The sequence below is a fragment of the Mesorhizobium sp. M0761 genome (assembly GCF_040320205.1).
Taxonomy (GTDB): Bacteria; Pseudomonadota; Alphaproteobacteria; order Rhizobiales; family Rhizobiaceae; genus Mesorhizobium.
Window position 1 is genome coordinate 241,588 of record NZ_JAMYPF010000006.1, and the last position, 24,070, is coordinate 265,657.

Here is a 24,070-nt window from a genome sequence, read left to right on the forward strand (position 1 = left end):
GGGCAAGAACCTCATTTTTGCCCTAGCCTCCCCGTTCCGCCTCGATCGCGGCGAGAACCCGTGGCGGCGACATCGGGATGTGGGTCATGCGCACGCCGGCTGCGTTGGAGACGGCGTTGGCGATCGCCGCCAGCGGCGGCACGATCGAGGTTTCGCCGACGCCGCGCACGCCATAGGGGTGGTTGGGGTTGGGGATCTCGAGGATCTGCGTGTCGATCATCGGCAGGTCCGAGCAGACCGGGATGCGGTAGTCGAGGAAGCCGGCGTTCTGGAGGCGTCCGTCCTTGCCATAGATATACTCCTCGTTGAGCGCCCAGCCGATGCCTTGCGCGGCACCGCCCTGGTACTGGCCCTCGACATAGGTCGGGTGCACCGCCTTGCCGGCATCCTGGATCACCGTGTAGCGGATCACCCTGGTCGAGCCGGTATCGGGGTCGACCTCGATGTCGCATATATGGGTGGCGAAGGAGACGCCGGCGCCGTCGGCGACGAGCTCGCTGTGGCCGGCGATCGGCCCGCCGGTCTTGCCGGAAGCGGCGGCGATCTCCTTCAGCGACAGGGCTGCAAGGTTGCCGTATTTCTCGCCCTTGGCGATGGCGTGGCCGTTCTCCCAGACCACGTCGTCGACGGGGATGTCCCACGTCTGGGCGGCGCGCTCACGCAGAATCTTGATCGCGTTGCGGGCGGCCGAGATGGTCGCCATCGAGGACGAGAAGGTGCCGCGGCTGCCGTCGGTCATGTCATTGTAGCCGAGCGAGGACGTGTCGGCGACCACCGCCTTGAGCTGGGCATAGTCGATGCCGAGCTCCTCCGCCGCCACCAGCGACAGCGAGGCGCGCGAACCGCCGACGTCCACCGTGCCGACGGCCAGCGACACCGAGCCGTCCATGCCGATGTTCAGGTCCACGCAGGTCTGACCGCCGAAGTTGAACCAGAAGCCGCAGGCCATGCCGCGGCCCTGGTTCTTGCCAAGCGGCGCCTTCATGTGCGGATGGTGCTTGGCCGCCTCCAGCGTCGGGCCGATGCCGATCGGGCCGTAGACCGGGCCGTAGGAAGAGCGGGTGCCTTCCTGGGCGGCGTTCTTGATCCGGAACTCGACCGGGTCCATGCCGAGCTCCTTGGCCAACTCGTCGACGGCGCTTTCCACCGCGAACGCCGCCATGGGTGCCGAGGGTGCGCGATAGGCCGCGGTCTTCGGCCGGTTGACCAGCACTTCGAAGCCGACCGTCTGGACGTTATCGAGCTTGTAGCAGGCGAAGGCCGTCATGGCGCCGATCTCGGCCCAGGTGCCGGCATAGGGGCCGCTGGTGTAGCGCAGCGTCGCTTCAGCGGCGGTGATGGTGCCGTCCTTGCGGGCGCCGATCTTGACGTCGATCGAGGTGGCGCTGGTCGGACCCGAGGCGCGGAACACCTCGTCGCGGGTCATCACCAGCTTCACCGGCCGGCCGGCCTTGCGCGACAAAGCCAGCGCCACCGGCTCGGCCCAGACATGGGTCTTGCCGCCGAAGCCGCCGCCGATCTCCGACGAGGTGACGCGCAGCTTCGAGGCTTCCAGCCCGAGCAGTTGCGCGCAATGCTGGCGGTAGACGAAATGGCCCTGCGTGCAGACCCAGAGGTCGGCGGTGCCGTCGGACGAGACGCTCGCCACGCAGGCATGCGGCTCGATATAGCCTTGATGCGTCTGCTCGGTCTTGAAGGAGCGCTCGACGATGACATCGGCGTGGCCGAAACCCTGATGGACATCGCCATGGCCAAACTGGCTGCGCTTGGTGACGTTGGACGGCTTTACCGGCTTTTCCTCGAGACCCTCGGTGAAGATCGTGTCGTTGATCAAGGGGGCGGTGTGCTTCATCGCCTCGTCGACATCGGTGACATGCGGCAACAGCTCGTATTCGACCTCGATCAGCTTCAGCGCCTGCCTTGCCGTGCGGGCATCGACGGCGGCGACCGCGGCCACGGCGTGGCCGTCATAGAGCGCCTTGCCGCGCGCCATGCAATTGTCGAGGACGTCGTACATGGCGGCATCGCCATCGGTGAGATCGGGCAGGTCGGCGGCGGTGATCACCGCTTTCACGCCGGCCAGCTTTTCCGCTTTCGAAGTGTCGATCTTGAGGATCCTGGCATGCGCATGCGGGCTGCGCAGGACACGCCCGACCAGCTGTCCCGCCATGTTGAAGTCGGCGCCGTAACGGGCGCGTCCCGTCACCTTGTCGACGCCGTCGGGACGGATGGGCCGCGTGCCGACGGAGGAGAATTTGCGGCCCGAAAAGCGTGGATCGAAGTTCATGCGTGCGCTCCCTTCATCACATTGGCCGCATCCTGGACCGCGCGCACGATCTTGTCGTAGCCGGTGCAGCGGCAGAGGTTGCCGGCGAGGCCGAAGCGGATTTCTTCCTCGGTAGGATCGGGGTTCTTGGCCAGAAGATCCTTGGCCGCGATGAGGAAGCCCGGCGTGCAGATGCCGCATTGCAGGGCCGCATGCTCGAGGAATTTCTGCTGCAGCGGATGCAACTGATCGCCATGCGCCATGCCCTCGACGGTCTCGATATGCCTGCCTTCGGCTTCAGCGCCAAGCACAAGGCAGGAGCAGACCAGCCGATTGTCGAGAATGATCGAGCAGGCGCCGCAGTCGCCCGTGCCGCAGCCTTCCTTGGCGCCGGTCAGGCCGAGCCGATCGCGCAGGACGTCGAGCAACGTCTCGTCGGGCTGGCAAAGGTATTCGACGTGATCGCCGTTGATTGTCGTTGAAACTGCTACACCGGCCATCATTTGCCTCCTGCACGTGCGTAGGCGGTCGTCGCGGCCCGTCCGGCCAGCACGCCCGCAACTTTTCGTCTGAACTCGATGGTGCCGCGCTTGTCGTCGATGGGGCGGCAGGCCCCGGCGCAGATCTTGGCGAGCCGCTCAAGTGCCGCCTCGTCCAGCTTCCTGCCGATGAGAGCCTCGGCTGCTTCTTCCACCAGAAGCACGGTCGGGGCAGCGGCGCCCAGCGCGACGCGCGCGGCCGTGATGACGCCATGCTCGTCGAGCGACAGCTTCACGCCGGCGCTGACCACGGCGATGTCCATCTCGGTGCGCGGAATGAACCTGAGATAGGCGTCGCCCGAACGCGGCTCCCGCTTGCCGAGCAGGATCGCCTCGACGATCTCACCCTTGGTGAGCGAGGTCTTGCCGGGCCCGATCGGCACGGCCTCGACAGGAATGGTGCGCTTGCCCGAGGGACCGGCAACCACGGCCTTTGCGGCGGCGGCCACCAAGGCCGGGACGCTGTCGGCGGCCGGCGAGGCGTTGCACAGATTGCCAACGATGGTGCAGCGGCCCTGGACCTGCTTGGAGCCGATCAGCTTCGCCGCTTCGACGACACCGGGCCAGGCCTTCTTCAGAACCGCGCTCTCGCCCAGGACGGCGCAGGGGACGGTGGCGCCGATGCTGAAGCCGTCGGCCGTCTCCCTGATCTCGCTCAAGCCCTCGATCGCCTTGATGTCGACGATCAGGTCGGGATCGACAAACCCGCCCTTCATCCGAACGAGGAGGTCACTGCCTCCAGCGAGAATGGCTGATGTGCCGGAAGCGTCGGCCAGCAGGCCAACGGCGTCTTCGATTGAAAGCGGACGTATGTAACGCATCGTCTCCCCTTGGTGATGGTGATCTCGCCGACCGTTATAAACAGTCTCCTCATAATGACCATCCGGTTGCTGATTTCCAGCGATTGGGCCAGCACCGCGAGAGATTTTGTCTAAAGTCTTTGTTTTGATGCATGTCGTTGTCCCAGAACCGCGCACACTTCTGGGCGACATGCATTTAAGCGGCGTCTTTTGCACGGTCGAGGCTGATGCCGATGTCCTTCAAGGCCTCGGCCACGGCCTCGTCCAGCGGCGTGTGCGGGACTTCGCCGATGATGCCTTCCAGCCGGTCGGACACGAGCCGGTGCGGTTCGAAGCGCAGATAGGACATCGAGACGATCTCGCGCCACATCGCCACGAACGGGCTGCCGGCGCGCAGCACCCACCAGGGCATGAAGGTCAGTTTCAGCGGCCGGCCAAGCGCCTTCTCGGCCGCGGCCTTGATGTCCATGTCGGTGACGGCGTGGCCGGGGAAGTTGAGCGCCTCAAAGAAGCCGAGCTTGCCCTGATTACGCGCCAGGCCGACGAAGCCGATGGCGAAGTCCAACAAATAGGCCCATTCGTGCACGAGGTTGGCCGGGCCAGGCGCGGTGTAGACGCCCTTGCTCATCTTGGCGGCGACGACGAGGTCGAACCATGATCCGCTGCCGGTGCCGCCGAAGAAATCGCCGGCGCGCAGGATGATGGTGCGGACGCGGCCGGCATCGGCCTCGCGGCGAAACAGCGCTTCCATGGCGCAGCGGATGCGGCCCTTCTCGGTCGTCGGACGAAATGGCGTGTCTTCGGTGACCACCTCAGGCATCGGCGAGCCGTAATTGTAGACAGTGCCGGGGAAAAGATGCAGCGCGCCGTTGGCATGGCAGGCGGCCATGACGTTCTCCGCCATCGGCAGGCATTTGCTCCAATCGGTGTAGATCGGGTTGAGACCGTTGAAGATGATGTCGACACCCTGCGTGGCGCGGATCAGCGCCTCGCGGTCGAGCGCATCGCCGGCGACGGCGGTGGCGCCCTTCAGTTCGGCCGGGACCTTGCCGGTGCGGGTGACGGCGCGGACATCGAAGCCGGCGTCGATGAAGGCTTTGCCAACCACGCGGCCGAGCCGGCCATTGGCGCCTAGAATTGCGATCTTGGTCATTTTTCTTCTCCGTGTCTGTGTTTGCACGGTGAATATGATGCGTTCATACGCGAATGAAAATTGACTATGGATGCAGATTTGTTATTCATAAATGAATGGAAGACATCGACTGGAACCTGATCAAGAGTTTCGTCACCGTGGCGGAGACCGGCAGCCTGTCGGCCGCAGCGCGCAAACTGTCGGCCAGCCAACCGACGCTCGGGCGTCACATCGGTGAGCTCGAACAGGCGTTGGGCGTCACCTTGTTCCGGCGCGGGCGGCGCGGCTATGCGCTGACGGAAGCAGGCGCCACGCTGTTCGAACGCGGCAAGGCCGTGAGCGAGCAGGCGAGCGCGTTCTCACTATTGGCATTGGGCTCGGTCGAGGCGATCGAAGGCACGGTGCGCATTGCCGCCAGCGAGGTGGTGGCGGCCTATGTGCTGCCGAGGATGACGGCGCGGCTCGGCATCGAGGAATCCGGCATCGAGGTCGAGATCGTCGCCTCGAACCAGGTCGAGAACCTGCTGCGAAGGGATGCCGATATCGCCATCCGCATGGTCAAGCCGGCGCAGAACGAGCTGACGGCGCGCAAGGTCTGCGATATCAAGCTCTGCTGCTGCGCGGCGAAATCCTATCTCGACCAGCACGGCCGCCCGCTCAAGCCCGCCGATCTTCTCGACCATCCGCTGATCGGCTTCGACCGCAGCGACGAGATGATCCGGGGCTTTACCCAGGCCGGCATCCCCGTCACCCGAAGCAGCTTCCGCTTCAGGGCCGACAACCAGATCGTGCTGTGGGAAGCGCTGCGGGCGGGAAACGGCGTCGGTCTTGGCCAGGAGCCGCTGACGGACAGCGACCCGTCGCTGGAGAAACTGCTGCCCGGCCTGCCACTGCCCAGCCTGCCGGTGTGGCTGGCCATGCATCGCGACGTGCGCACCAGCGTGCGCATCCGCCGCGTCGCGGATTTCCTCTATGAGGAGCTGAAGCGCTATTCGGCGGGGGCGGCCGCGAATTCGGCGCGGTGAGCGAGCCCGGCCATCAAAAGCACGACGATCAACAGCCCCGACATGGCGACGAAGATCGGCCCGAAGCTGGAATGCTCGGCGACGAAGCCGATCGCCGACGGCGCCACCAATATGCCGGAATAGCCCATGGTGGTGACGACGCTCATGCCGGTGCCCGACGACATGCCTTCCTGGTTGCCGCCGGCCGAGAAGATGATCGGCACCATATTGGCGATGCCGAAGCCGCACAGGGCAAAAGCCGCGATGGCGATCCAGGGCGAAGGCGACAGGCCGGCGACCAGCATGCCGGCGGCGGCGACCACCGCCGAGCCGCGCAGCGTCGCCACCGCGCCGAAGCGGTTGCGCACGCCGTCGCCGAAAAAGCGCATGACAGCCATGACGCCGGAGAAGGCGGCGTAGGCAAGGCCGGCGATGGCGAGGTCGGCGCCGAGCTCCTGCCGGAGATAAAGCGCTGCCCAGTCGAGCACGGCGCCCTCGGAAATCATCGTCAGCAGCGCCATCAGCCCGACAAGATAGACCAGCGGGTTGGCCGGCAGCGTTAATCTGTGATGCTCGGCGGCCTGCGGCTTGTCCTCGGCGATGAGGTAGCCGACCGCCACGGCAATGACGGCAAAAGCTATGACCGTGACCACAGCCGCATGGGCGAGGTGGCCGTAAGTCTGGATGGCGTAACCGCCCAGACCGCCACCGGCGAAACCGCCGAGGCTCCAGAAGCCGTGCGAGGACGACATGATGGCGCGGGACAGCCGGCGCTCGACCACCACCGCATTGGCGTTCATCGCGACATCCATGCCGCCGATCGAGCCGCCGAAGATGATCATGGCGATCGCCGCCAGCGGCACGTTGGGCGCCAGCGCCACGATCAGCAGGCCGAGGCTGCCGCAAAGGCCGAACCAGCGCAACACGGTGCGCGAGCCATGCCTGGAGATCAGATGGCCGCACCAGCTCATGGCCGCGACCGCGCCGACGCCGAACAGCAGGATCAGCAGACCGAGGGTGAATTTCGAGATGTCGAGCCGGGTCAGGAACACCGGAATCTGCGGCGCCCAGCTGCCGGTCAGGAAGCCGTTGGCGAGGAAGATCGCGGCTACGGCCCATCGCCCCTGAAGGGCGCTCTGCATGGTGTCTTGCGCGTTCATGGCCCGAATCCGGTCAAGGAATGGCTTTGCGCGGCAAATTAGATCGATTCAATTTCTCGTCAAGCGCTTGGCTGCGAAAAGCTTGTGGGCCACATCTAAGGGGAAACCGTTAGGCGCTGTCCCGCCGACGTCAATCCTGTGAACCGCGCGCTACTTCAGGGATCCCTCGGCCGTCTTGCCTCGAACTCCGCTTTCTTGGCGTCCGAAGCCTCGGTCTGGTTCAGCGCCTGCCATTGCGCATAGGGCATGCCGTAGACGATTTCGCGCGACTGATCCTTGCCGAGATCGACGCCCTCAGCCTCGGCCGCTTCGCGATACCAGTTCGACAGGCAGTTGCGGCAGAAGCCGGCGAGGTTCATCAGGTCGATGTTTTGCACATCGCTGCGCTCGCGCAGATGCTCGACCAGCCGGCGGAAGGCCGCGGCCTCGAAATCGCGTTTCTGGTCATCGCTGAGTTCGGTCATTGCCTTGGGTCCTCACAGCGGCCCGGTGCGCGAGCCGAACATCTTCACCTGATGTATATCGGGACGGCGGTCGATGGCGTCAACGATCGGCGCCAGCCGTTCCGCCCAGGCCAGCGCCCCCTTGCGGTCTGATATCAGGTCCTGGCGGATCTCGATCAGCGCATGGGCAAAGCCGTTGACGATGGCGTGCTTGAACATGGTGTCGCCGCGCAACGCGCCGTCATAGGGTTCATTGTCGCCAACGACGAGGTTTTTATCCTGCGCCAGCATGTCGATCAGCGGCCGCGCCACGCGGTCGTCGAGGTCCCACAATATGCCGACATGCCAAGGGCGGATGAAGCCCTGCATGACAGGGGTGAAGGAGTGTACGGAGAAGATGAGCGGCGCTTTGCCTGAGGCGTGCGCCACCGACGCGATCATGGCGCCGACCGCGTCCTGATAAGGCCGGTAGAAGCCGTCGAGCCGCCTTTCGCGTTCGGCCGGTGCCATAGGGTAGTTTCCCGGCACGACAGTGCCGTCATAGAGCTGGCGGATCAGCGTCGGGTCGTCCTCGCCGCGATTGGGATCGATCAGCAGCCGCGAAAAATTGGCGATCACCGCCGGCACGTCGAGCGCTGCGGCCAGTTCGCGCGTCACCGTCTCGACACCGATGTCGTAGGCGATATGGCGATCGAGTTCCGCCGCCGGCAAGCCGAGACTGCCATACTCCTCCGGCAGGTCGCGGCGGGCATGGTCGGCGACAAGCACGATGCCTCGCTTGCGGTCGCCTTCGACGATATCGAAAGGCGCGAAAACTGTGGATCGGGTCATTGGCTGGAAAGGTCTGTTCGCTGGCTTCCGGGGAGGGTGGTATCGTCATTCCCACGAAGAGGACTGTTGCGCAATGCCGTTGTTTGGCCACGGTTTCTGCGAAAATCCTGTGACGCGCGGCAGATCGCGTGTCGGGGGCCTTTCTAAATCGATTGGAATTGGACAGAACGGCGCGTTGACATGCGCCCGGACTTTTCCGAAAAGGGGCGCTGAGAGATGCAGATGACGTTATTGAGGGGTTTCGGGATGGGTTCCGCCGGCAGGCCGCGTGCGCGCACCGCCTTTGCCGTGCCGCTCCTGACCCTGACGCTAGGGCTCACCGCGCTGGTCGCGGCTTCGCCTGCCCGCGCCGATTTCCGCGTCTGCAACGCCACGCAGAACCTGGTCGGCGTCGGCATCGGCTACCGCGCCAAGGCAGGCTGGATCACCGAGGGGTGGTGGCACATCGAAGGATCGAGCTGCAAGACGCTGATCGAAGGTCCGCTGTCATCGAGGTTTTACTATCTTTATGCAGAAGACGCCGAGCGCGGCGGGCGCTGGGATGGCCCGATCAACATGTGCGTGGCCGAAAAAGAATTCAAGATTGCCGGCGTTACCGATTGCGTCGCCCGGGGCTTCCAGCGCGCCGGATTCCAGGAATATGACACGGGCGAGCAGGCAAGCTGGATGGTCCAGCTGACCGATGAGTCCACAACGGGAGGCGCTCCAGCCGCCCCGGGAACAAACAGTCAATGAGACGTAGCCGCAAGGTCAAGATCCTCGCCACCATCGGTCCTGCCTCATCGTCCGAGGAGATGCTGCAGAAGCTGTTCGAAGCCGGCGCCGATGTCTTCCGCATCAATATGAGCCACACCGATCACGAGCTGATGCGCACGCTGGTCGGCCGCATCCGCGCGGTCGAGGAAAAGGTCGGCCGTCCGATCGGCATCCTGGCCGATTTGCAGGGACCGAAGCTGCGCGTCGGCAAGTTCGCCAACGGCAAGGAGGTGCTGACCCCGGGCCAGACCTTCACCCTCGACAACAATCCCGAGCCCGGCACGTCGACCCGCGTCTACCTGCCGCATCCCGAAATCCTGAGTTCGGTCGAGGCCGGCCACCGTCTGTTGATCGACGACGGCAAGCTGGAGCTCAGGGCGGTGAAGAGCGACGGCAAGTCGATCACCTGCGCGGTCGTCGCCGGCACCACCATTTCCGACAAGAAGGGCGTCAGCCTGCCCGACACCGACCTGCCGGTCGGTGCGCTGACCGAAAAGGACCGCAAGGACCTCGATGCGGTGCTGGCGGAAAGCGTCGACTGGGTGGCGCTGTCGTTCGTGCAGCGGCCGGAGGATTTGGCGGAAGCCCGCAAGATCGCGCGCGGCCGGGCGCTTATCATGGCCAAGATCGAAAAGCCGCAGGCGGTAGCCCGGCTGGCCGAAATCATCGAACTCTCCGACGCGCTGATGGTCGCCCGCGGCGATCTCGGTGTGGAAATGCCGCTGGAAGCGGTGCCCGGCATCCAGAAGCAGATCACGCGCGCCGCGCGCCGCGCCGGCAAGCCGGTGGTGGTCGCCACGCAAATGCTGGAATCGATGATCACCGCGCCGGTGCCGACCCGCGCCGAGGTCTCCGACGTGTCGATCGCCGTGTTCGAGGGCGCCGACGCCATCATGCTTTCAGCCGAATCCGCTGCCGGCGCCTATCCGGTCGAGGCGGTGGCGATGATGAACCGCATCGCCACCAAGGTCGAAACCGACCCGACCTATGCCGGCATCATCAACGCGCAGCGCTCGGAACCGGAAGCAACAGGCGCCGACGCCATTTCGCTCGCCGCCCGCGAGATTGCCGAGACGCTGAAACTGTCGGCGATCATCACCTATACGGCGTCGGGCACCACCGGCCTGCGCGCCGCGCGCGAGCGGCCGCAAGTGCCGATCATCGCCCTGTCGCCGATCCTCAACACGGCGCGGCGGCTGTCGCTTTTGTGGGGCACGCATTGCGTCGTCTCGCCCGACGCCAGCGACCTCGACGACATGGTCGACCGCGCCTGCCGCATCGCTTTCGAAGAGGGGTTCGGCCAGCCGGGCGACCGCGTCATCATCACGGCGGGCGTGCCGCTGAGGACGCCGGGTTCGACCAACATGCTGCGCATCGCCTATGTCGGATCGGACGTGCAGGCCACCCGCAACATAGGCTGAGACCTCGTCACAGTTCGCTGCGCTCTTGCCGCACCTTCGGCGTGATCGATGCGCCGAAGGAAGCGGCGAGCCCGGGGAACGGGGTCGTGCAGGTACTGGTCCGGACCCAGCATCTTTCGCCGGTTGAGTTCGACTGTGTCGAGCAGATCGAAATCGACCGTGGCGATCGTGCAGTGCCACCCGGGATTGCGCGACGCCCAGCCCCTCTTGTGGTGTTCCAAAAGCCGCTCGCGGGCTGAATAGCCGTGGTAGTCGAACGCGATCACGCCGTTCGTCGCGTAAATATGGTTCCCGGAAAAGCCCTCGCCAGGAATGATCCGTTCGCCGTAAAAGCCGTCCAGAGGAGGACGCTCGAGAAAGGCGCCGGCAAGAATGGCGCACGCGCCATAGCCGAAGAAGATGCGGTCCGGCAACGCCCATCGCTTCTCCGGGTTTCTCTTGATGCCGTGTTTCAGGACATACATTGCGATCAGGTCGGGGCCAGTTCCGCGTCGGGCACCGTAATGTCGGGGCACTGTGCATCGTTGTAGGCATCGCCGGCGATGCGTGCTTCCACGGTTTTTGCCAATGCCTGCAGGTCGACGACCTTGCCGGCGACTTTTTCGATGGCACCGACGACGAGGTCTGGCGCGATCCAATCCGGCTTGTGGCCCAGATTGTGGACCCAGATCAGTTCGGCGCCGGGGATGTCCCTGACCAGGCCGACCGAATGGATCGAGGCATAGACCACCTTGTCGCGATCGCCCGAGATGACGATCGTCGGCGCTGTGATGTCGCGGTAATGCGGCGCGGCCTTCAGCGTATAGTCGTAGAGGCCGGCGATATCGATGGCGTTGGCGCGGAAAGCGCCGGGACGCAGCACCAGCGGAATCGAGGCATTGCCGACATAGCCTTCCGGCACCTTGTTGGGAGAAAACACGCAGGCCGTGGCGCCGTCCATCTGCAGCGTGCCTGCCGGATAGGTCAATGTCTCCGAGAACAGCCAGCCGATGACGGGGGTGGCGGTCAGCTTGTAGTACCAGGCGGTCGCGCCGCCCGGCCAGGGGTGGCTGACCGGCGACAGAAAGACCAGCCCGAGCGTCTTCTCCGGGTGTTCGCGGCCAAAGGCGGCGGTGATCACGCCGCCAAACGAATGGCCGACGATGATCGCCTTGTGGATGCCGAGACGGTCCATCAGCCCGGCGATGGTGTCGGCCTGCCCCGACGGGCTCTCATTGCCGGGGCCGCGCGCCGACCAGCCGAAGCCCGGCCGGTCGAGGAAGACCATCTCGGCGCGGCCTTCGAGCAAAGGCCTGATCGGCAGCATCTGATCCCTGAGATTGGCGCTGGCGCCATGGATGAAGACGATCGCCGGCAGCTCGGCATTTTGTGGCGCCGGCACGTGGACATAGTGGATGCGGGTGGCGTCGATGTCGGCAAATTCGCCGGCCGGCGGGTTCCGCCACTCGATCAGCCACGCGCCGGCGCGGGTGACACCGGCCAGGGCAAAGACGAGCGCGAGGAGCAAAGCACAGGCGGCGTAAATGAGGTTCATGCGCGGAGATACGGGGGTGGAGGGGGATAAGTTCTAGGGAGTAGGGAGTAGGGAGAGGGAGTAGGGAGTAGGGAGTAGGGAGGTGGCGTCTCGACCAATCTCTCTACTGACTACTGACTAATCCCTAATTCCTACTGCCTAATCAAATTCCTTCTCCGGCAAGCTCTTCCGAAATTGCCGCGACCTGGTCCTGGGCGCTACGCATCATCGGATAGATGGTAAGCACCTTCTGCCAGGCTTCGAGCGCCGATTGCTTGTGGCCGGTGGCGGCCATGATCTGGGCCAGGCCGGAAAGCGCGCCGAAATGGCGTGGTTCCAGCTGCAGCGTCTGGTCGATGTCGGACATCGACTTCCCGAAATTCTTCATCATGTAATGGACGGTGGCGCGCCGGTTCCAGCCTTCGGCATATTTTGGCTGCAGGATGACGACCTGGTCGAGGAAGTCGAGGGCGACGTCGAACTTCTGGTCGTCCATCGCCTTTTGCGACCATTGCATCATCAGGTCGATCGAGGCGCTGCCGGACTGGAACCATTCGCCCCAGATGCGCCCGGCGATGCGCTCGGCCGCCTTTTCGTTGCGCTCGCGCTTCAGCTCGGCAAACAGTTGGTCGAGCCTGGCTTCCCTGGTCAGAGCAACCGGCGGCTTTGCCGGCGGATCGTCCGCCGACGCCGGAGCGACGCCGAAAAGAAACAGGGTCGCCAAAAATGCAAAAAGAATCCGCATCGCCGGAATCTAACCCCGGACGGCGGATCGTCAAACTGAAATTAGCGTGAAAGTGCCTGAAACCAGGCAATTACCATCGTATGGACGGAGGCAACGAGCCTCCGGCCGAACACTCAGCCCTGGCGCGCCTTGTAGCGTGGAGCGGTCTTGTTGATGATGTAGACGCGGCCCTTGCGGCGAACCAGCTGGTTGTCGCGGTGACGCGCCTTCAGCGCCTTGAGCGAATTCTTGATCTTCATGGTCTTGCCCGTCGGTCTGGGCCCTGTCCGGGCCGAATTATTAAGGCGCGCCTGAAAAGCGCGCCTTTGAACTTGCGGTGGCTCATAAACGAGGAGCCTTGCCCGTGTCAACCGCAAGCGTGCTGGATAGAGGCCGAGAATGGCTTTGGCCATCAAATATCCGCCATCTCGGCTCCACGCCATTGCGCGGCCGAAGGCGGGCTGGAATGGTGCGGCACCCGCAAGCCGATTTGGAGACCTCCATGCGCCTGTTGTTTGTGTCCGCGAGCCTTGCCGTTCTGGCAGCCGCCTCCATCGCGCAGGCGCAGGAATGCGACCGCAACGACGACAGCCAGCAGATGATGAACATCTGCGCCGGCGAGGACTATCAGGCGGCCGATGCCAAGCTCAACCAGGCCTACAAGGATCTCGTCGGTCGCAACGACGACAAGAGCAGGAAGCTGCTGCAGGTCGCGCAACGCGCCTGGATCGCCTTCCGCGACGCCGAATGCGCCTATACGACGACAGACAGCGAGGGCGGCTCCATCCATCCGATGGAGGTTTCACAATGCCTGACCGAACTGACTGACCAGCGCATCAAACAGCTCACCGCGGGCGCCAATTGTAGGGAAGGCGATGCGAGTTGCGCCAGCCCCGACGAGGACGGGGATCTGAACGACGAGCTGCAATAGGGCTCGATCCACGCCCTCGCGCAAAGTGCCGGAATGGCTTAGCTACGGCGGCTGATGCGCGTGAAATGGCCCATCTTGCGGCCTGGGCGCGCTTCCGCCTTGCCGTAGAGATGCAGCATCAGATCGGGCTCGGCGAGCAAAGCGGGTACGCGCAGCACATCGTCGCCGATCAGGTTTTCCATGACGCAGTTTGAATGCCGGCCAGGGTTGCCCAGCGGCAGGCCGGCAATGGCGCGGATATGCTGCTCGAATTGCGAAACGATGCAGGCGGCTTCCGTCCAGTGGCCGGAATTGTGCACGCGCGGCGCCATTTCGTTGGCCAGCAGCGTGCCATCGGCAAGAACGAAGAACTCGACGCCGATGACGCCGACATAGTCGAGGGCCGACAGGATTTTCGCTGCCGCCCCCTGTGCCGTCGCCGTCGTCTCCAGCCTGATCTGGGCCGGCAGGGTCGAGGTATGCAGGATGCCGTCGCGGTGGACGTTCTCAGCCGGATCGTAGGCGGCGACCGCGCCGTCCAACCCGCGCGCGGCGATGACCGAGATTTCGCGCTCGAAAGCGACGAAGGATTCGAGGATCAGCGGCACATTGCCCATGGTCTCGCATGTGCCGGCAAAGCCGCCCGTCTCCATGTTGCGGAAGACGCGCTGGCCCTTGCCGTCATAGCCCATGCGGCGGGTTTTCAAGATGCCGCTGCCGCCGAACTCTCTCAGCGCCGCCGTCAGCTCGTCGTCATTGTCGACGGAGCGGAAATCCGCTGTCCTGATGCCGATGCCGTTCAGGAACAGCTTCTCCGCCACCCGGTCCTGGGCGATTTCCAACGCCCTGGGCGGCGGATAGACCGGGACCTTGGCGGCGAGCGCGCCGGCAGCCGCTACCGGCACATTCTCGAATTCGTAGGTGACGACGGCGCTGACTGCCGCCAGTTCGGCAAGGGCGTCCGCATCGTCATAGGCGGCGGTGATCTGGCGGTTGGCGACCTGAGCCGCCGGGCAATCGGCCTGCGGTTCGAGGATAATTGTGCGGTAGCCGAGGCGCGCTGCGGCAACAGCCAGCATGCGGCCGAGCTGGCCGCCGCCGATGATGCCGATGCTCGATCCCGCGGGGAGGCTCACGGCGCGTCCGTCGGTTCGGTGGCGACCCTGGCGGTTTGGGCGGCGCGCCAGGCATCCAGGCGGGCGGCAAGTTCTTCGTCGTTCAGCGCCAGCACGGCGGCCGCCAGAAGGGCGGCGTTGGCCGCACCCGCCTTGCCGATGGCAAGCGTGCCGACCGGAATGCCGGCCGGCATCTGGACGATGGAGAGCAGCGAATCCTGGCCGGACAGCGCCTTCGATTCGACCGGCACGCCGAACACCGGCAGCGGCGTCATCGCCGCCGTCATGCCGGGCAGGTGGGCGGCGCCGCCGGCGCCGGCGATGATCACCTTGTAGCCGGCCGCCTTGGCGCCCTTGGCGAAATCATAGAGGCGGTCCGGGGTGCGGTGGGCGGAGACGATCAGCCGCTTGTGCGGGATGCCCAGCGCGTCCAGCGTTTCGGCGGCGTGGCGCATCGTCGCCCAGTCGGACTGGCTGCCCATGATGATGGCGACGTCGGCGCGGTGGTCGGTCAAGCGCATGCTCCCGGCGGTAAAGGCGCGCCTTAGCGGAATTCGGGCTGGCCCGCAAGGATGGCGGCCGCCGCAGCCTAGTCCGGCCAGCGCAGGGCGCCGGATGAATCCTTTCGCGGCTGTCTCATCGCATCCGCCGGCCTGTCGGCCGCGGTGAGCACGGCGCGGAGGCGTTCGGCGACGATCTCGGCCTCGCCTGGGTGCAGATTGCAGGGGTCGAGGAAGAAATGGCCACGCTCGACTTCGTGGTTGCGCACGATGATGGGCGGCGATCCGGCCGCCAATGCCGAGGCGAGGCCGGCGGCACTGAAGCGGCTTTCGGGGGAGACGAAGATCTGCAGCCGGTCGAGCGGATTGGCGGTTGGGTCGGGAATGATGTTTGCGACGATGCCGGGTATTCCCTGCAGCGAATCCCTCCATAGATGGAGCGCCGCTTCCTCGCGTCGGCGGATGCCGGCATGGTCGCGCTTTTCCCAGGCTTCGAGCGCCGCGATGGTGCCGGCGATGCTTTCCTTGCCGACCTTCATGGCGCGGGCGACGCCGCGGTTCTGCAGATAGGCGGCGCGGACCAGATCCTTGCGACCGGTGACGATGCCGCTGGTCGGCCCCGAAAGGAATTTGTGGCCGCTGTAGACGACGATGTCGGCGCCGCGCGCCAGGAAGCTGCGCAGGTCATATTCGGAAGCCGCATCGACGATCACCGGCACGCCCCTGGCGTGGCAGATATCGCAGAATTCCTCAAGGGAAAGCATGCCGTATTGCACGGTGTGGTGCGCCACGACGTAGAGCGCCGCCGCCGTGCGCTCGTTGATAGCCTCGCGCACATGATAATCCTGCGTGACGCTGACCGTGCCGGCCGGAATGACCTTGGCGCCGGCGACGCGGATCGACTGGTCGATCGGTGCGCCGTAATTGACGATATGGCCGAGCTGGATGACGACTTCGGACTTCAGCCCTTCGGTATCGTCGGGCAGCCGTTCGATCGCCAGCAAATTGGTGCCGGTCATCGCCCCGGCGATCGCCATTGTGATGCCTGAGGCGCAGCAGGCGGTGATGAAGCCGGCCTCGCCGCCGGTGAGGCGGGCGGTGATCACGCTTGCGGCGCGCTGCAGATCGTCCATCTCCACCCATTGCGAGGCGATCTCGGCCATGGCGCTGATCGCCTCGGGAACGATGATCGAGGCGCCGAGCGTCGTCATCGTGCCGGAGACGTTGATGATCGGCCGCAGTCCCAGCCGTTCACGGATCGTGGTGTTGGAGCCGGTGTCGGAATAGGTTTTCATGTTCAGCAATCCCTTGACGGTCAGGCGGCGATCTCGACGACCGCTTCGATTTCGACGGTGATGTTTCCAGGCAGCGAGCCGACCCCGATCGCCGAGCGGGCATGGCCGCCGATCTTGTCGAAGACGCTGGCGAACAGGTCCGAGCAGCCATTGACCACTTTCGGGTGGTCGCTGAAGGTCGGCGTCGCATTGACGAAGCCGAGCAATTTGACGACGCGCACGATGCGGCCGAGATCGCCGGCGGCGGCGTGCATGACGGCGAGCAGGTTGAGGCCGGTGAGGCGGGCATGCTCATAGGCCTGCTCGACGGTGACGTCCTCGCCGACCTTGCCGGTGCACAGCGTGCCGTCGGCGCGCAGCGGCCCTTGACCCGAAAGAAAGATCAGCCGGCCGCTTTCCGCATGGGTGACGAAATTGGCGATCGGCGTCGGCGGCTCGGGCAGCGTTAGGCCGAGCTCGGCGAGCCGGATGTAAGGCGTCATGGAAGAATTCTCCTTGGGCCGGCCTGTTGTTTTACGCAATTCCCAAGGGAAAGCGCTTCGCGCTTTTCCCGGGAAAACCGCTTACACTTTTCCTGGAATTGCTTTGGGCCGCCCATGTCAGAAATGCGAGGCGCGGAACCGCGCCAGGAAAGAGCGCAGGCGCTCATTGGTGGTCTCTTCGGCAAGGATCTCCTTCGGCGGGCCAACAGCGCTGACACCGCCATCGGCCATGAAGACAATGCGGCTCGAAGCGTCGCGGGCAAAGGCCATCTCGTGCGTGACCATCACCATTGTCATGCCGTCTTCGGCCAGGCTGCGCACAACGGCCAGCACCTCGCCGACCAATTCGGGATCGAGCGCGGAGGTGATCTCGTCGAGCAGCAGGATCTTCGGCTCCATGGCGACTGCCCGCGCTATGCCGACGCGCTGCTGCTGGCCCCCGGAGAGTTCCGCCGGCAGGCTGTCGGCCTTGTGGGCGAGGCCGACGCGGCTCAGCCAATGCTCGGCGATCTGGCGCGCCTCGGCCTTGCTCTTGCCGCGCACCTTGGTGAGGCCGAGCATGATGTTGCCGGCGGCGGTGAGGTGCGGAAACAGGTTGAAGCTCTGGAACACCATGCCGGTTTCGGCGCGCATATTGGCAAGGTCGCGCTCGCTGCGCTTGGCAAGGTCGCGCTCGCTGCGCCGCTGGCGCGCGCCGGCCTCACGAAAACCGACCTCCTTGCCGTCGATGCGGATCGAGCCTGAGTCGTAGCTTTCGAGAAAGTTGACGCAGCGCAGCAGGGTGGTTTTGCCGCTGCCGGAAGGGCCGATGACGGTGACCACCTCGCCCCTGTCCACCTTGAGGCTGACCGAGCGAAGCACCTCGACCGAACCAAAGGCTTTCGAGACCCCGGCAATGTCGAGAAGGGCGGCATTGTCGTTCGAGCTTGTGGCCATCGTGCTAGTCCCGGATGAAGGCAAAGCGCCGTTCCAGCCGCCGGCTGGCGTAGGAAAGCGCATAGTTGACGGCGAAATAGATCAAGGCGCCGAGGATGTAGAGCGGCATCGCCTCATAGGTGCGGCCGATGACCTGATTGATCGCCTGCATCAGGTCGGTGATGCCGAGCAGCGAGACCAGGGCGCTGCCCTTGACCGCATCGGTGACGCCGTTGATCCAGGGCGGCAGGAAGCGCCGGAAGGCCTGCGGAAAGATGACGTAGGTGAGCCGCTGGCGAAAAGTCAGCCCAATGGCCATCGCCGCTTCTGACTGGCCCTTGGGAATGGAGCCGACGGCGCCGCGGAGATACTCAATGACCTGCGCCGTCTTGAACAAGGTCAGCGCCAGCACCGCCGCCGAGAAGGATTGCAGATGCAGGCCGATGGCCGGCAGGCCGTAATAGACGAAGAACATCAGCACCAGGATCGGGATGCCGCGGATGGTGTCGGAGAAGATGCGCACGGCCCAGCGCAGCGGCACCGGGCCGTAGACCAGGCCGACGCCGAGCGCGACGCCGGCAATCAGCGACAGCACCACGACCAGCAGCGACACCCACAAGGTGATGGCGAAGCCCTGGGCGAGGAACGGTACGGCGTAGAGGATCTGGCTCAGCATGTCAGCGCGCAGCCCTGAACCGGCGTTCGACCAGCCGCAGCCCGAAGAGCAGGGTGTAGCCGGTCACCAGATACATCGCCGTCGTCACCAGATAGACCTCGACGATGCGGAAGGTGTTGAAGTTGATCCACTGGGCGCCGAAGGTGAGCTCGGGCACCGAGATCACCGAGGCGATCGACGTGTCCTTGAACAGCGAGATGAAGGTGTTGGACAGCGCCGGCAGCGTGATGCGCAGCATGGTCGGCAGGCGCACATGAACCAGCCGCTGCCAAGGCGTGAGCCCGATCGCCTTGCCGGCATCGAGCTGGCCGCGCGGCACGGCTTCGAGGCCGGAGCGGAACACCTCGACCAGATAGGCGCCGCTATAGACCGACAGCGTCAGCACGAACGAGGTCGGCGCGTCGTAGGCGACGTCGATCACCGTCGGCAGGCCGTAGAAGACAAGATAGACGAGCAGGATCAGCGGCACGTTGCGGATGAATTCGACGTAAGCCGCAATGATGGCGCGCACCACGCGTCCGGCCGAGACATACCAGACCGCCAGCACCAGGCCGATGACGACGCCGATGGCAATCGAAATCACGGCAAGCTCGAGGCTGAGCAGAAGGCCGCCCCACAGCTTGTCGAAATGGCGCCAGATCAGGTTGAAGTTGAGCGTATAGCCCATGCGTCTCCCGCAATAACCAAGGGGATGCGAACTAGAAGGCGGAAGGGCTAACCCTTCCGCCAGCACTTGTCAGACAACCGGGAAACCGGCATGGCGGGCCGGCGGCTCCTGGCCGAAATAGTCCTTGAAGGCGGCGTCGTAGAGTGCGGTCTCATGGCCGAACATGGCGATGGTGAAGGTCTGGTTGACGAAGGTCAGCCAGTCCAGGTCGCCCTGCCTGACCGCCGCGCCGTAGAGCATCGAGTACCAGCTCTTGCCGGCATCGAAATATTTGTCGGGGTTGCGCGAGGCCAGCCAGCGCACGGTTGAAAGATCGACGGCGGCGGCATCGGCGCGTTTCGATTCCAGTGCCTGCAGCACATTGGCCTGGGTGTCGATCTGCAGCACCTGCGCCTCCGGCAGGGCGTAATGGACCGAGCTTTCGGCATCGACATTCTGCAGGATCGAGATGCGCGTCGCCGAACCACCGGCGAGCAGCTTGTCGAAGGTCTTGTTTTCCGCCGTCGGCAGCGTCAGCAGGGCGACGCCCTCGACATAGTATGGCCTGGAGAAGTGGATCAGCTGCGAGCGCTGCGCGGTCATGGTCATGAACTGGATGGTAATGTCGACCTTGTTGGTGGTGACATTGGGGATGCGCTGCGCCGGATCCTGCATGACGAACTCGACCTTGCTCGGATCGTCGAACAGACCCTTGGCCAGGATGCGTCCCATGGTGATGTCCATGCCGACCAGCTCGCCGGCATCGTTTTCGAAATGCCATGGCGCGTTGGTGCTGCCGGTGCCGACGATCAGCTTTCCGCGGTCAAGCGCGGTGCGCAGAACGCTGTCGGATGCGGCTTGTGCCGCCGCCTTTTCGGCGCTGACAGCGGTCATCACGCCCGCCGTTGCAAGCCCGGCCATGCCTAGTTTCAGAAAATCTCGCTTGGATGCGTCGTTCACTGCGACCTCCTGTTGTTTGAGTTCCCCTTACAGACACACGTGTCGCCGACCTGATTGTCTCTTACAATAGACACATGTATCCTATACAAGACAGATACTACCATCAGGAATCAGTTATGCAAGACAGCAATGGACTCACGGATCGGGCGGAGCTTGGTCCAGCCGGGAGCCCGACGCCCGACAAGACCTCCGGCTCGCGCGAGAAGGGCCTCAACCGGGTGCTGGAGATCCTGGACTTCCTGCATGTTACGCAGCGCGCCATCGGCATTGGCGATCTCGCCAAGGGGGTGAATGCGCCGCGCTCCACCACCTATACGCTGGTGCGTTCGCTGGTCGATGCGGGTCTCCTGGAGATGGAGGGCGACGGCAACCGGGTCTATTTCGGCAAGAAGCTCTACCTCTATGGAATGGACTATGTCAGGGGCAACGACCTGCTTAGGCGGGGCCGGCAGGAGGTCGACAATCTGTCGCGCGAGACCGGCGAGACCTCCGAATTGTGCATGCTGCAAAGCGGGCGCTATACCATCGTCCATTCCAGCCCCGGCACCAGGCCGTTCCGCATCAGCTCGGCCACCGGCCTGCAGATCCCGCTGCCATGGACGGCATCGGGGCGGCTGCTTCTGGCCGGATTGGAAAGGGCCGCCATCCAGGACATGGTCTCGGAAGACGACCTTTTGCTGCCCGACGGCCGCAGGCTGCAGTTCGACGACTTCGTTGCCGATATCGCGACGGCCAGAACGACCGGCTATTGCATCACTTCGGGGCTGGTCGACGCCTACACCAAATGCCTGGCCGCCCCTGTCTTCGCGGCCGCCGGCAAGGTCGAGGCGACGATGTGCCTGGTGGTGCCGATCGACACTTCAGCGGAGAAGACCGACGAATTGCTGACGTTGCTGCGCCATCGCGCGGCGCGGCTGTCGATAGCGGGGTGAGCAGTTAGGCCCCGAGGCCGTCGGCTAAGCGATGATGTCCGGAATGATCTTGTCTTCCAGCGCCATCAGCCGGTCCTTGAGGAAAAGCTTCTTCTTCTTCATGCGCTGGATCTGCAAGGGGTCGCAGCCCATGGCGATCATCGCATTGATGGCCGCGTCGAAATCGGCATGCTCCTGCTTCAGGCGGGAAAATTCGAGGCGGACATCGGCCTTTTCCTGGTCGGACATTCTCTACCGTCTGCATGTCTGCGGCGCCCGGCAATGGGCATGATTGGGCGGGGGCGGCATCAATTGCCGCCGGCGCGCAGCCAATATCACATATCACATTGTCGTGGAATGCTACCACGCAGCATTCGACATCGCAGCCGGATGGTGGCAGACTGTCATGGTGCCGTCACAGATGCGACCTGCGGTGGACGTGCCTTTGACGGCTGCAATCGAGGAAACCATGAAAGGGAGAACCAATCATGTCTCTTGCATCCCATCTTGATGAGTTGCAGCGGAAACACGGTGATATCGAACGCGAGATCGACGATGCGATGAACCATCCATCGGTCGACGACCTCGAAATCGTGAATCTGAAGCGACGCAAGCTGGCACTCAAGGACGAGATTGAAAAACTGAAGGCGAAACCGACGAGACACTGACGCCCTTCCAGGATTAGACGCGCCGCCTTGGCGCGTGACTATCGCTCCGGTGGCGACATGCCGCCGGAGGCCTGTTTTTGCTACTAATTCCCATACTGTTGGCCGGCGAAACCCGTCTGTGGGGTCGCCGCGCTGCTGCGATTTGGCGGCTCTGCTTGTCTGTCGCCATTGACAAGCCATCTTTGCTCCTCCACCTCATGCCCGAACCTCAGCGCTATGCGCTGATAGCTGATTGAGCGTGCGTCGACGTGGACGTGTGTCGCTCGGGTGATCAAGAGGCTGCCGGCATGACCGGGTATTTTTCCTCCCCCTTTGCGCGCCGGACATCGGTCGGCGTCGATGTCGGCGGCGTGGTCGTCGGCGGCGGCGCGCCGGTCGTCGTGCAGTCGATGACCAACACCGACACGGCCGATATCGACCAGACCGTCGCGCAGGTTGCGGCTTTGCATCGCGCCGGCTCCGAGATCGTGCGCATCACCGTCGATCGTGACGAGAGCGCCGCCGCCGTGCCGCGCATCCGCGAACGGCTCGAGCGGCTCGGCATCAATGTGCCGCTGGTCGGCGACTTCCACTATATCGGGCACAAGCTGCTGGCCGACCATCCAGCCTGCGCCGAGGCGCTGGCCAAATACCGCATCAATCCCGGCAATGTCGGCTTCAAGGACAAGAAGGACCGCCAGTTCGCAGCGATCGTCGAAATGGCGATCAGATACGACAAGCCGGTGCGCATCGGCGTCAATTGGGGGTCGCTCGATCAGGAGTTGCTCACCCGGCTGATGGACGAGAACCAGAGCCAAGGCTTCCCGCTGACGGCGCAGGAAGTAACCCGCGAGGCGATCGTGCAGTCGGCCATCCTGTCGGCCGAAATGGCCGAAGAGATAGGCCTCGCCCGCGAAAAGATCATCCTGTCGGCCAAGGTCAGCGGCGTGCAGGATTTGATCGCGGTCTATACCGAGCTTGCCACGCGTTCCAACCATGCGCTGCATCTTGGCCTCACCGAAGCCGGCATGGGATCCAAGGGCATCGTCGCCTCGTCGGCTGCCATGGGCATCCTCTTGCAGCAAGGCATTGGCGACACCATCCGCATCTCGCTGACGCCGGAGCCGAATGGCGATCGCACGCGTGAGGTGCAGGTCTCGCAGGAACTGCTGCAGACCATGGGCTTCCGTCAGTTCGTGCCGATCGTCGCCGCTTGCCCCGGCTGCGGTCGCACGACCTCCACCGTGTTCCAGGAGCTCGCCCAGAACATCCAGGCCGATTTGCGCAAGAACATGCCGGTCTGGCGGGAGAAATATCCCGGCGTCGAGAACCTCAAGGTCGCGGTGATGGGCTGCATCGTCAACGGCCCCGGCGAATCCAAGCACGCCGATATCGGCATATCGCTGCCCGGCACCGGCGAGACGCCGACCGCACCCGTCTTCGTCGACGGCAAGAAGTCGGCGACGCTGCGCGGTCCGTCGATCGTCGCCGATTTCGAAAAAATGGTTGCCGACTATATCGAGCGGCGGTTTGGCCAGCACGGCAAAGCCGCGGCCGAATGAGCCATGCGGGGGCTGCTCAAAGCCGGTGTGATCCTGCTCTGCGGGCTGAGTGCCGGACAGGCACTTGCCGATCCACCGCAATCGCACTCGGCGGCGAAACGATTGATCGGCCGTGTCTGTGACCTGATCGAGACGCATGCCGAGCGGAACGGCCTGCCGAAGGATTACTTCGCCCGGCTGATCTGGAAAGAAAGCCGCTTCGATCCCAATGCGGTTAGCCCGGTCGGTGCCGAAGGGATCGCCCAGTTCATGCCGAGCACCGCCAAGATGCGCGGGCTGGCCGATCCTTTCGACATCGACCAGGCGATCCCGGCTTCGGCGAAATATCTCGCCGAAATGAAGACCGGCTTCGGCAATCTCGGCCTGGCGGCGGCTGCCTACAATGCCGGCGAGAGCCGCGTTTCGCGCTGGCTGGGTTCGGGCGGCTTCTTGCCCATGGAGACCGAGAGCTACGTCTTCGACATCATGGGCGAACCGGCCGACAAGTTCTCCGACAGCGCCTACGCCGGAACGATCGAGCCGCTCGACGCGAAAACCAGCTTTGCCGTCGCCTGCCGCAAGCTGCCGGTGATCATGTCGAGAACCGTGGCCATGGCGTCGATCAATGTGAAGCCATGGGGCGTCCAGGTGGCCGGCAATTTCCGCAGGGGCGCTGCGATCAATCAGTGGCTGCGGGTCAGGAGCCGGTTTCCGGCGCTGCTTTCCGGTCGTGACCCGGTGGTCAGCCGGGTGCGCACGCCGATCGGCCGACGCGGCATCTACGCCGTCAGGATCGGTGTCGACGACCGTAGCGCCGCCAACGTCATCTGCCAGAAACTGCAAAGCGTCGGCGGCGCCTGTATCGTCGTGCGCAACCGATAGG

28 protein-coding genes are annotated in these 24,070 nt (G+C 64.4%); 8 read left to right on the forward strand and 20 right to left on the reverse strand.

What is annotated here, in order from left to right; translation table 11 throughout:
* Positions 1 to 22: 22 nt before the first annotated feature.
* The 4 genes from NKI32_RS12745 to NKI32_RS12760 form a co-directional block, all read right to left on the reverse strand.
* Complete coding sequence (locus NKI32_RS12745; protein WP_023673127.1) at positions 23 to 2,287, reverse strand: xanthine dehydrogenase family protein molybdopterin-binding subunit; 2,265 nt, start codon at positions 2,285 to 2,287, stop codon at positions 23 to 25.
* On the reverse strand, positions 2,284 to 2,766 hold the full coding sequence (locus tag NKI32_RS12750) for a (2Fe-2S)-binding protein (protein WP_023684040.1): 483 nt from the start codon (positions 2,764 to 2,766) through the stop codon (positions 2,284 to 2,286). Before NKI32_RS12750 ends, NKI32_RS12745 begins: the two co-directional genes overlap by 4 nt.
* On the reverse strand, positions 2,766 to 3,626 hold the full coding sequence (locus NKI32_RS12755; protein WP_352512243.1) for an FAD binding domain-containing protein: 861 nt from the start codon (positions 3,624 to 3,626) through the stop codon (positions 2,766 to 2,768). Before NKI32_RS12755 ends, NKI32_RS12750 begins: the two co-directional genes overlap by 1 nt.
* 175 nt (positions 3,627 to 3,801) lie before the next feature.
* Positions 3,802 to 4,758 (reverse strand): SDR family oxidoreductase, encoded by a 957-nt coding sequence (locus NKI32_RS12760; protein WP_353002764.1) that lies wholly within the window; start codon positions 4,756 to 4,758, stop codon positions 3,802 to 3,804.
* 95 nt (positions 4,759 to 4,853) lie between these two features.
* Here NKI32_RS12760 and NKI32_RS12765 point away from each other — a divergent pair, with 95 nt between their 5' ends.
* Positions 4,854 to 5,762, forward strand: coding sequence for a LysR family transcriptional regulator (locus tag NKI32_RS12765; protein ID WP_023832032.1), 909 nt, complete (start codon positions 4,854 to 4,856; stop codon positions 5,760 to 5,762).
* Here NKI32_RS12765 and NKI32_RS12770 read toward each other — a convergent pair.
* The 3 genes from NKI32_RS12770 to NKI32_RS12780 form a co-directional block, all read right to left on the reverse strand.
* Positions 5,726 to 6,901 carry an MFS transporter gene (locus NKI32_RS12770; protein ID WP_023690050.1) on the reverse strand — a complete coding sequence of 392 codons (1,176 nt, stop codon included), beginning with the start codon at positions 6,899 to 6,901 and terminating at the stop codon, positions 5,726 to 5,728. The genes NKI32_RS12765 and NKI32_RS12770 overlap by 37 nt on opposite strands.
* A 155-nt stretch (positions 6,902 to 7,056) precedes the next feature.
* The gene (locus NKI32_RS12775; protein ID WP_353002765.1) at positions 7,057 to 7,365 is read right to left on the reverse strand and encodes a DUF1244 domain-containing protein; all 309 of its coding nucleotides are present in this window, start codon (positions 7,363 to 7,365) and stop codon (positions 7,057 to 7,059) included.
* 12 nt (positions 7,366 to 7,377) lie between these two features.
* A complete protein-coding gene (locus NKI32_RS12780; protein WP_023690052.1) occupies positions 7,378 to 8,175 on the reverse strand; it encodes an N-formylglutamate amidohydrolase in 798 nt (265 codons plus the stop codon).
* Positions 8,176 to 8,421: 246 nt separating this feature from the next.
* Here NKI32_RS12780 and NKI32_RS12785 point away from each other — a divergent pair, with 246 nt between their 5' ends.
* Both NKI32_RS12785 and pyk read left to right on the forward strand, forming a co-directional pair.
* Positions 8,422 to 8,910: a DUF1036 domain-containing protein gene (locus tag NKI32_RS12785; RefSeq protein ID WP_023673118.1), complete on the forward strand. Its 489-nt coding sequence runs from the start codon at positions 8,422 to 8,424 to the stop codon at positions 8,908 to 8,910.
* Positions 8,907 to 10,352, forward strand: coding sequence for a pyruvate kinase (gene pyk / locus NKI32_RS12790; protein WP_023690053.1), 1,446 nt, complete (start codon positions 8,907 to 8,909; stop codon positions 10,350 to 10,352). The genes NKI32_RS12785 and pyk overlap by 4 nt, the downstream gene beginning before the upstream one ends.
* On the opposite strand, the gene NKI32_RS12795 is transcribed toward pyk, so the two are convergent.
* The 4 genes from NKI32_RS12795 to ykgO all read right to left on the reverse strand — a co-directional run bounded on the left by NKI32_RS12795 (position 10,310) and on the right by ykgO (position 12,849).
* Positions 10,310 to 10,816, reverse strand: coding sequence for a hypothetical protein (locus tag NKI32_RS12795; protein WP_353002766.1), 507 nt, complete (start codon positions 10,814 to 10,816; stop codon positions 10,310 to 10,312). The genes pyk and NKI32_RS12795 overlap by 43 nt on opposite strands.
* A gap of 5 nt (positions 10,817 to 10,821) precedes the next feature.
* Entirely contained in the window at positions 10,822 to 11,886 is a 1,065-nt protein-coding gene (locus NKI32_RS12800; RefSeq protein WP_353002767.1) for an alpha/beta fold hydrolase, read from the reverse strand.
* A 142-nt stretch (positions 11,887 to 12,028) separates the two neighbouring features.
* On the reverse strand, positions 12,029 to 12,610 hold the full coding sequence (locus tag NKI32_RS12805) for a tetratricopeptide repeat protein (protein ID WP_023684032.1): 582 nt from the start codon (positions 12,608 to 12,610) through the stop codon (positions 12,029 to 12,031).
* A 113-nt stretch (positions 12,611 to 12,723) separates the two neighbouring features.
* Entirely contained in the window at positions 12,724 to 12,849 is a 126-nt protein-coding gene (ykgO, locus tag NKI32_RS12810; RefSeq protein WP_006327841.1) for a type B 50S ribosomal protein L36, read from the reverse strand.
* A gap of 242 nt (positions 12,850 to 13,091) precedes the next feature.
* On the opposite strand from ykgO, the gene NKI32_RS12815 reads away from it, so the two are divergent.
* Positions 13,092 to 13,520 carry a lysozyme inhibitor LprI family protein gene (locus NKI32_RS12815; RefSeq protein WP_353002816.1) on the forward strand — a complete coding sequence of 143 codons (429 nt, stop codon included), beginning with the start codon at positions 13,092 to 13,094 and terminating at the stop codon, positions 13,518 to 13,520.
* A gap of 38 nt (positions 13,521 to 13,558) precedes the next feature.
* Here NKI32_RS12815 and NKI32_RS12820 read toward each other — a convergent pair whose 3' ends face one another.
* From NKI32_RS12820 to NKI32_RS12855, 8 genes are all read right to left on the reverse strand, one after another.
* Positions 13,559 to 14,635: a 5-(carboxyamino)imidazole ribonucleotide synthase gene (locus tag NKI32_RS12820; protein WP_353002768.1), complete on the reverse strand. Its 1,077-nt coding sequence runs from the start codon at positions 14,633 to 14,635 to the stop codon at positions 13,559 to 13,561.
* Positions 14,632 to 15,129 carry a 5-(carboxyamino)imidazole ribonucleotide mutase gene (gene purE / locus NKI32_RS12825; RefSeq protein WP_352499894.1) on the reverse strand — a complete coding sequence of 166 codons (498 nt, stop codon included), beginning with the start codon at positions 15,127 to 15,129 and terminating at the stop codon, positions 14,632 to 14,634. Before purE ends, NKI32_RS12820 begins: the two co-directional genes overlap by 4 nt.
* A 74-nt stretch (positions 15,130 to 15,203) precedes the next feature.
* Positions 15,204 to 16,409 carry an aminotransferase class V-fold PLP-dependent enzyme gene (locus NKI32_RS12830; RefSeq protein ID WP_031197096.1) on the reverse strand — a complete coding sequence of 402 codons (1,206 nt, stop codon included), beginning with the start codon at positions 16,407 to 16,409 and terminating at the stop codon, positions 15,204 to 15,206.
* A gap of 20 nt (positions 16,410 to 16,429) precedes the next feature.
* On the reverse strand, positions 16,430 to 16,891 hold the full coding sequence (locus tag NKI32_RS12835) for a RidA family protein (protein ID WP_023673109.1): 462 nt from the start codon (positions 16,889 to 16,891) through the stop codon (positions 16,430 to 16,432).
* Between the two features lie 117 nt (positions 16,892 to 17,008).
* Positions 17,009 to 17,827, reverse strand: a complete 819-nt coding sequence (locus NKI32_RS12840; protein ID WP_023698474.1) for an amino acid ABC transporter ATP-binding protein — start codon at positions 17,825 to 17,827, stop codon at positions 17,009 to 17,011.
* A 4-nt stretch (positions 17,828 to 17,831) separates the two neighbouring features.
* Positions 17,832 to 18,482: an amino acid ABC transporter permease gene (locus tag NKI32_RS12845; RefSeq protein ID WP_023698475.1), complete on the reverse strand. Its 651-nt coding sequence runs from the start codon at positions 18,480 to 18,482 to the stop codon at positions 17,832 to 17,834.
* A gap of 1 nt (position 18,483) precedes the next feature.
* Complete coding sequence (locus tag NKI32_RS12850; protein ID WP_023693641.1) at positions 18,484 to 19,149, reverse strand: amino acid ABC transporter permease; 666 nt, start codon at positions 19,147 to 19,149, stop codon at positions 18,484 to 18,486.
* Positions 19,150 to 19,218: 69 nt separating this feature from the next.
* The gene (locus tag NKI32_RS12855; protein ID WP_353002817.1) at positions 19,219 to 20,049 is read right to left on the reverse strand and encodes a transporter substrate-binding protein; all 831 of its coding nucleotides are present in this window, start codon (positions 20,047 to 20,049) and stop codon (positions 19,219 to 19,221) included.
* Between the two features lie 155 nt (positions 20,050 to 20,204).
* On the opposite strand from NKI32_RS12855, the gene NKI32_RS12860 reads away from it, so the two are divergent.
* Positions 20,205 to 21,020, forward strand: a complete 816-nt coding sequence (locus NKI32_RS12860) for an IclR family transcriptional regulator (protein WP_023698476.1) — start codon at positions 20,205 to 20,207, stop codon at positions 21,018 to 21,020.
* A gap of 24 nt (positions 21,021 to 21,044) precedes the next feature.
* Here NKI32_RS12860 and NKI32_RS12865 read toward each other — a convergent pair whose 3' ends face one another.
* A complete protein-coding gene (locus NKI32_RS12865) occupies positions 21,045 to 21,248 on the reverse strand; it encodes a YdcH family protein (RefSeq protein WP_023673103.1) in 204 nt (67 codons plus the stop codon).
* A gap of 239 nt (positions 21,249 to 21,487) precedes the next feature.
* Here NKI32_RS12865 and NKI32_RS12870 point away from each other — a divergent pair, with 239 nt between their 5' ends.
* The 3 genes from NKI32_RS12870 (at position 21,488) to NKI32_RS12880 (ending at position 24,069) form a co-directional block, all read left to right on the forward strand.
* The gene (locus NKI32_RS12870) at positions 21,488 to 21,667 is read left to right on the forward strand and encodes a YdcH family protein (protein WP_023684024.1); all 180 of its coding nucleotides are present in this window, start codon (positions 21,488 to 21,490) and stop codon (positions 21,665 to 21,667) included.
* A 287-nt stretch (positions 21,668 to 21,954) separates the two neighbouring features.
* Entirely contained in the window at positions 21,955 to 23,208 is a 1,254-nt protein-coding gene (ispG, locus tag NKI32_RS12875) for a flavodoxin-dependent (E)-4-hydroxy-3-methylbut-2-enyl-diphosphate synthase (RefSeq protein WP_353002769.1), read from the forward strand.
* A gap of 3 nt (positions 23,209 to 23,211) precedes the next feature.
* Positions 23,212 to 24,069 carry a lytic transglycosylase domain-containing protein gene (locus NKI32_RS12880; protein WP_353002770.1) on the forward strand — a complete coding sequence of 286 codons (858 nt, stop codon included), beginning with the start codon at positions 23,212 to 23,214 and terminating at the stop codon, positions 24,067 to 24,069.
* The last annotated feature ends 1 nt before the right edge of the window (position 24,070 follow it).

Coding starts and splice junctions, on each gene's coding strand:
- NKI32_RS12745 (WP_023673127.1), bottom strand. CDS start 2,287: ATGAACTTCGATCCACGCTTTTCGGGCCGCAAATTCTCCTCCGTCGGC.
- NKI32_RS12750 (WP_023684040.1), bottom strand. CDS start 2,766: ATGGCCGGTGTAGCAGTTTCAACGACAATCAACGGCGATCACGTCGAA.
- NKI32_RS12755 (WP_352512243.1), bottom strand. CDS start 3,626: ATGCGTTACATACGTCCGCTTTCAATCGAAGACGCCGTTGGCCTGCTG.
- NKI32_RS12760 (WP_353002764.1), bottom strand. CDS start 4,758: ATGACCAAGATCGCAATTCTAGGCGCCAATGGCCGGCTCGGCCGCGTG.
- NKI32_RS12765 (WP_023832032.1), top strand. CDS start 4,854: ATGGAAGACATCGACTGGAACCTGATCAAGAGTTTCGTCACCGTGGCG.
- NKI32_RS12770 (WP_023690050.1), bottom strand. CDS start 6,901: ATGAACGCGCAAGACACCATGCAGAGCGCCCTTCAGGGGCGATGGGCC.
- NKI32_RS12775 (WP_353002765.1), bottom strand. CDS start 7,365: ATGACCGAACTCAGCGATGACCAGAAACGCGATTTCGAGGCCGCGGCC.
- NKI32_RS12780 (WP_023690052.1), bottom strand. CDS start 8,175: ATGACCCGATCCACAGTTTTCGCGCCTTTCGATATCGTCGAAGGCGAC.
- NKI32_RS12785 (WP_023673118.1), top strand. CDS start 8,422: ATGGGTTCCGCCGGCAGGCCGCGTGCGCGCACCGCCTTTGCCGTGCCG.
- pyk (WP_023690053.1), top strand. CDS start 8,907: ATGAGACGTAGCCGCAAGGTCAAGATCCTCGCCACCATCGGTCCTGCC.
- NKI32_RS12795 (WP_353002766.1), bottom strand. CDS start 10,816: ATGTATGTCCTGAAACACGGCATCAAGAGAAACCCGGAGAAGCGATGG.
- NKI32_RS12800 (WP_353002767.1), bottom strand. CDS start 11,886: ATGAACCTCATTTACGCCGCCTGTGCTTTGCTCCTCGCGCTCGTCTTT.
- NKI32_RS12805 (WP_023684032.1), bottom strand. CDS start 12,610: ATGCGGATTCTTTTTGCATTTTTGGCGACCCTGTTTCTTTTCGGCGTC.
- ykgO (WP_006327841.1), bottom strand. CDS start 12,849: ATGAAGATCAAGAATTCGCTCAAGGCGCTGAAGGCGCGTCACCGCGAC.
- NKI32_RS12815 (WP_353002816.1), top strand. CDS start 13,092: ATGCGCCTGTTGTTTGTGTCCGCGAGCCTTGCCGTTCTGGCAGCCGCC.
- NKI32_RS12830 (WP_031197096.1), bottom strand. CDS start 16,409: ATGAAAACCTATTCCGACACCGGCTCCAACACCACGATCCGTGAACGG.
- NKI32_RS12835 (WP_023673109.1), bottom strand. CDS start 16,891: ATGACGCCTTACATCCGGCTCGCCGAGCTCGGCCTAACGCTGCCCGAG.
- NKI32_RS12840 (WP_023698474.1), bottom strand. CDS start 17,827: ATGGCCACAAGCTCGAACGACAATGCCGCCCTTCTCGACATTGCCGGG.
- NKI32_RS12845 (WP_023698475.1), bottom strand. CDS start 18,482: ATGCTGAGCCAGATCCTCTACGCCGTACCGTTCCTCGCCCAGGGCTTC.
- NKI32_RS12850 (WP_023693641.1), bottom strand. CDS start 19,149: ATGGGCTATACGCTCAACTTCAACCTGATCTGGCGCCATTTCGACAAG.
- NKI32_RS12855 (WP_353002817.1), bottom strand. CDS start 20,049: ATGGCCGGGCTTGCAACGGCGGGCGTGATGACCGCTGTCAGCGCCGAA.
- NKI32_RS12860 (WP_023698476.1), top strand. CDS start 20,205: ATGCAAGACAGCAATGGACTCACGGATCGGGCGGAGCTTGGTCCAGCC.
- NKI32_RS12865 (WP_023673103.1), bottom strand. CDS start 21,248: ATGTCCGACCAGGAAAAGGCCGATGTCCGCCTCGAATTTTCCCGCCTG.
- NKI32_RS12870 (WP_023684024.1), top strand. CDS start 21,488: ATGTCTCTTGCATCCCATCTTGATGAGTTGCAGCGGAAACACGGTGAT.
- ispG (WP_353002769.1), top strand. CDS start 21,955: ATGACCGGGTATTTTTCCTCCCCCTTTGCGCGCCGGACATCGGTCGGC.
- NKI32_RS12880 (WP_353002770.1), top strand. CDS start 23,212: ATGCGGGGGCTGCTCAAAGCCGGTGTGATCCTGCTCTGCGGGCTGAGT.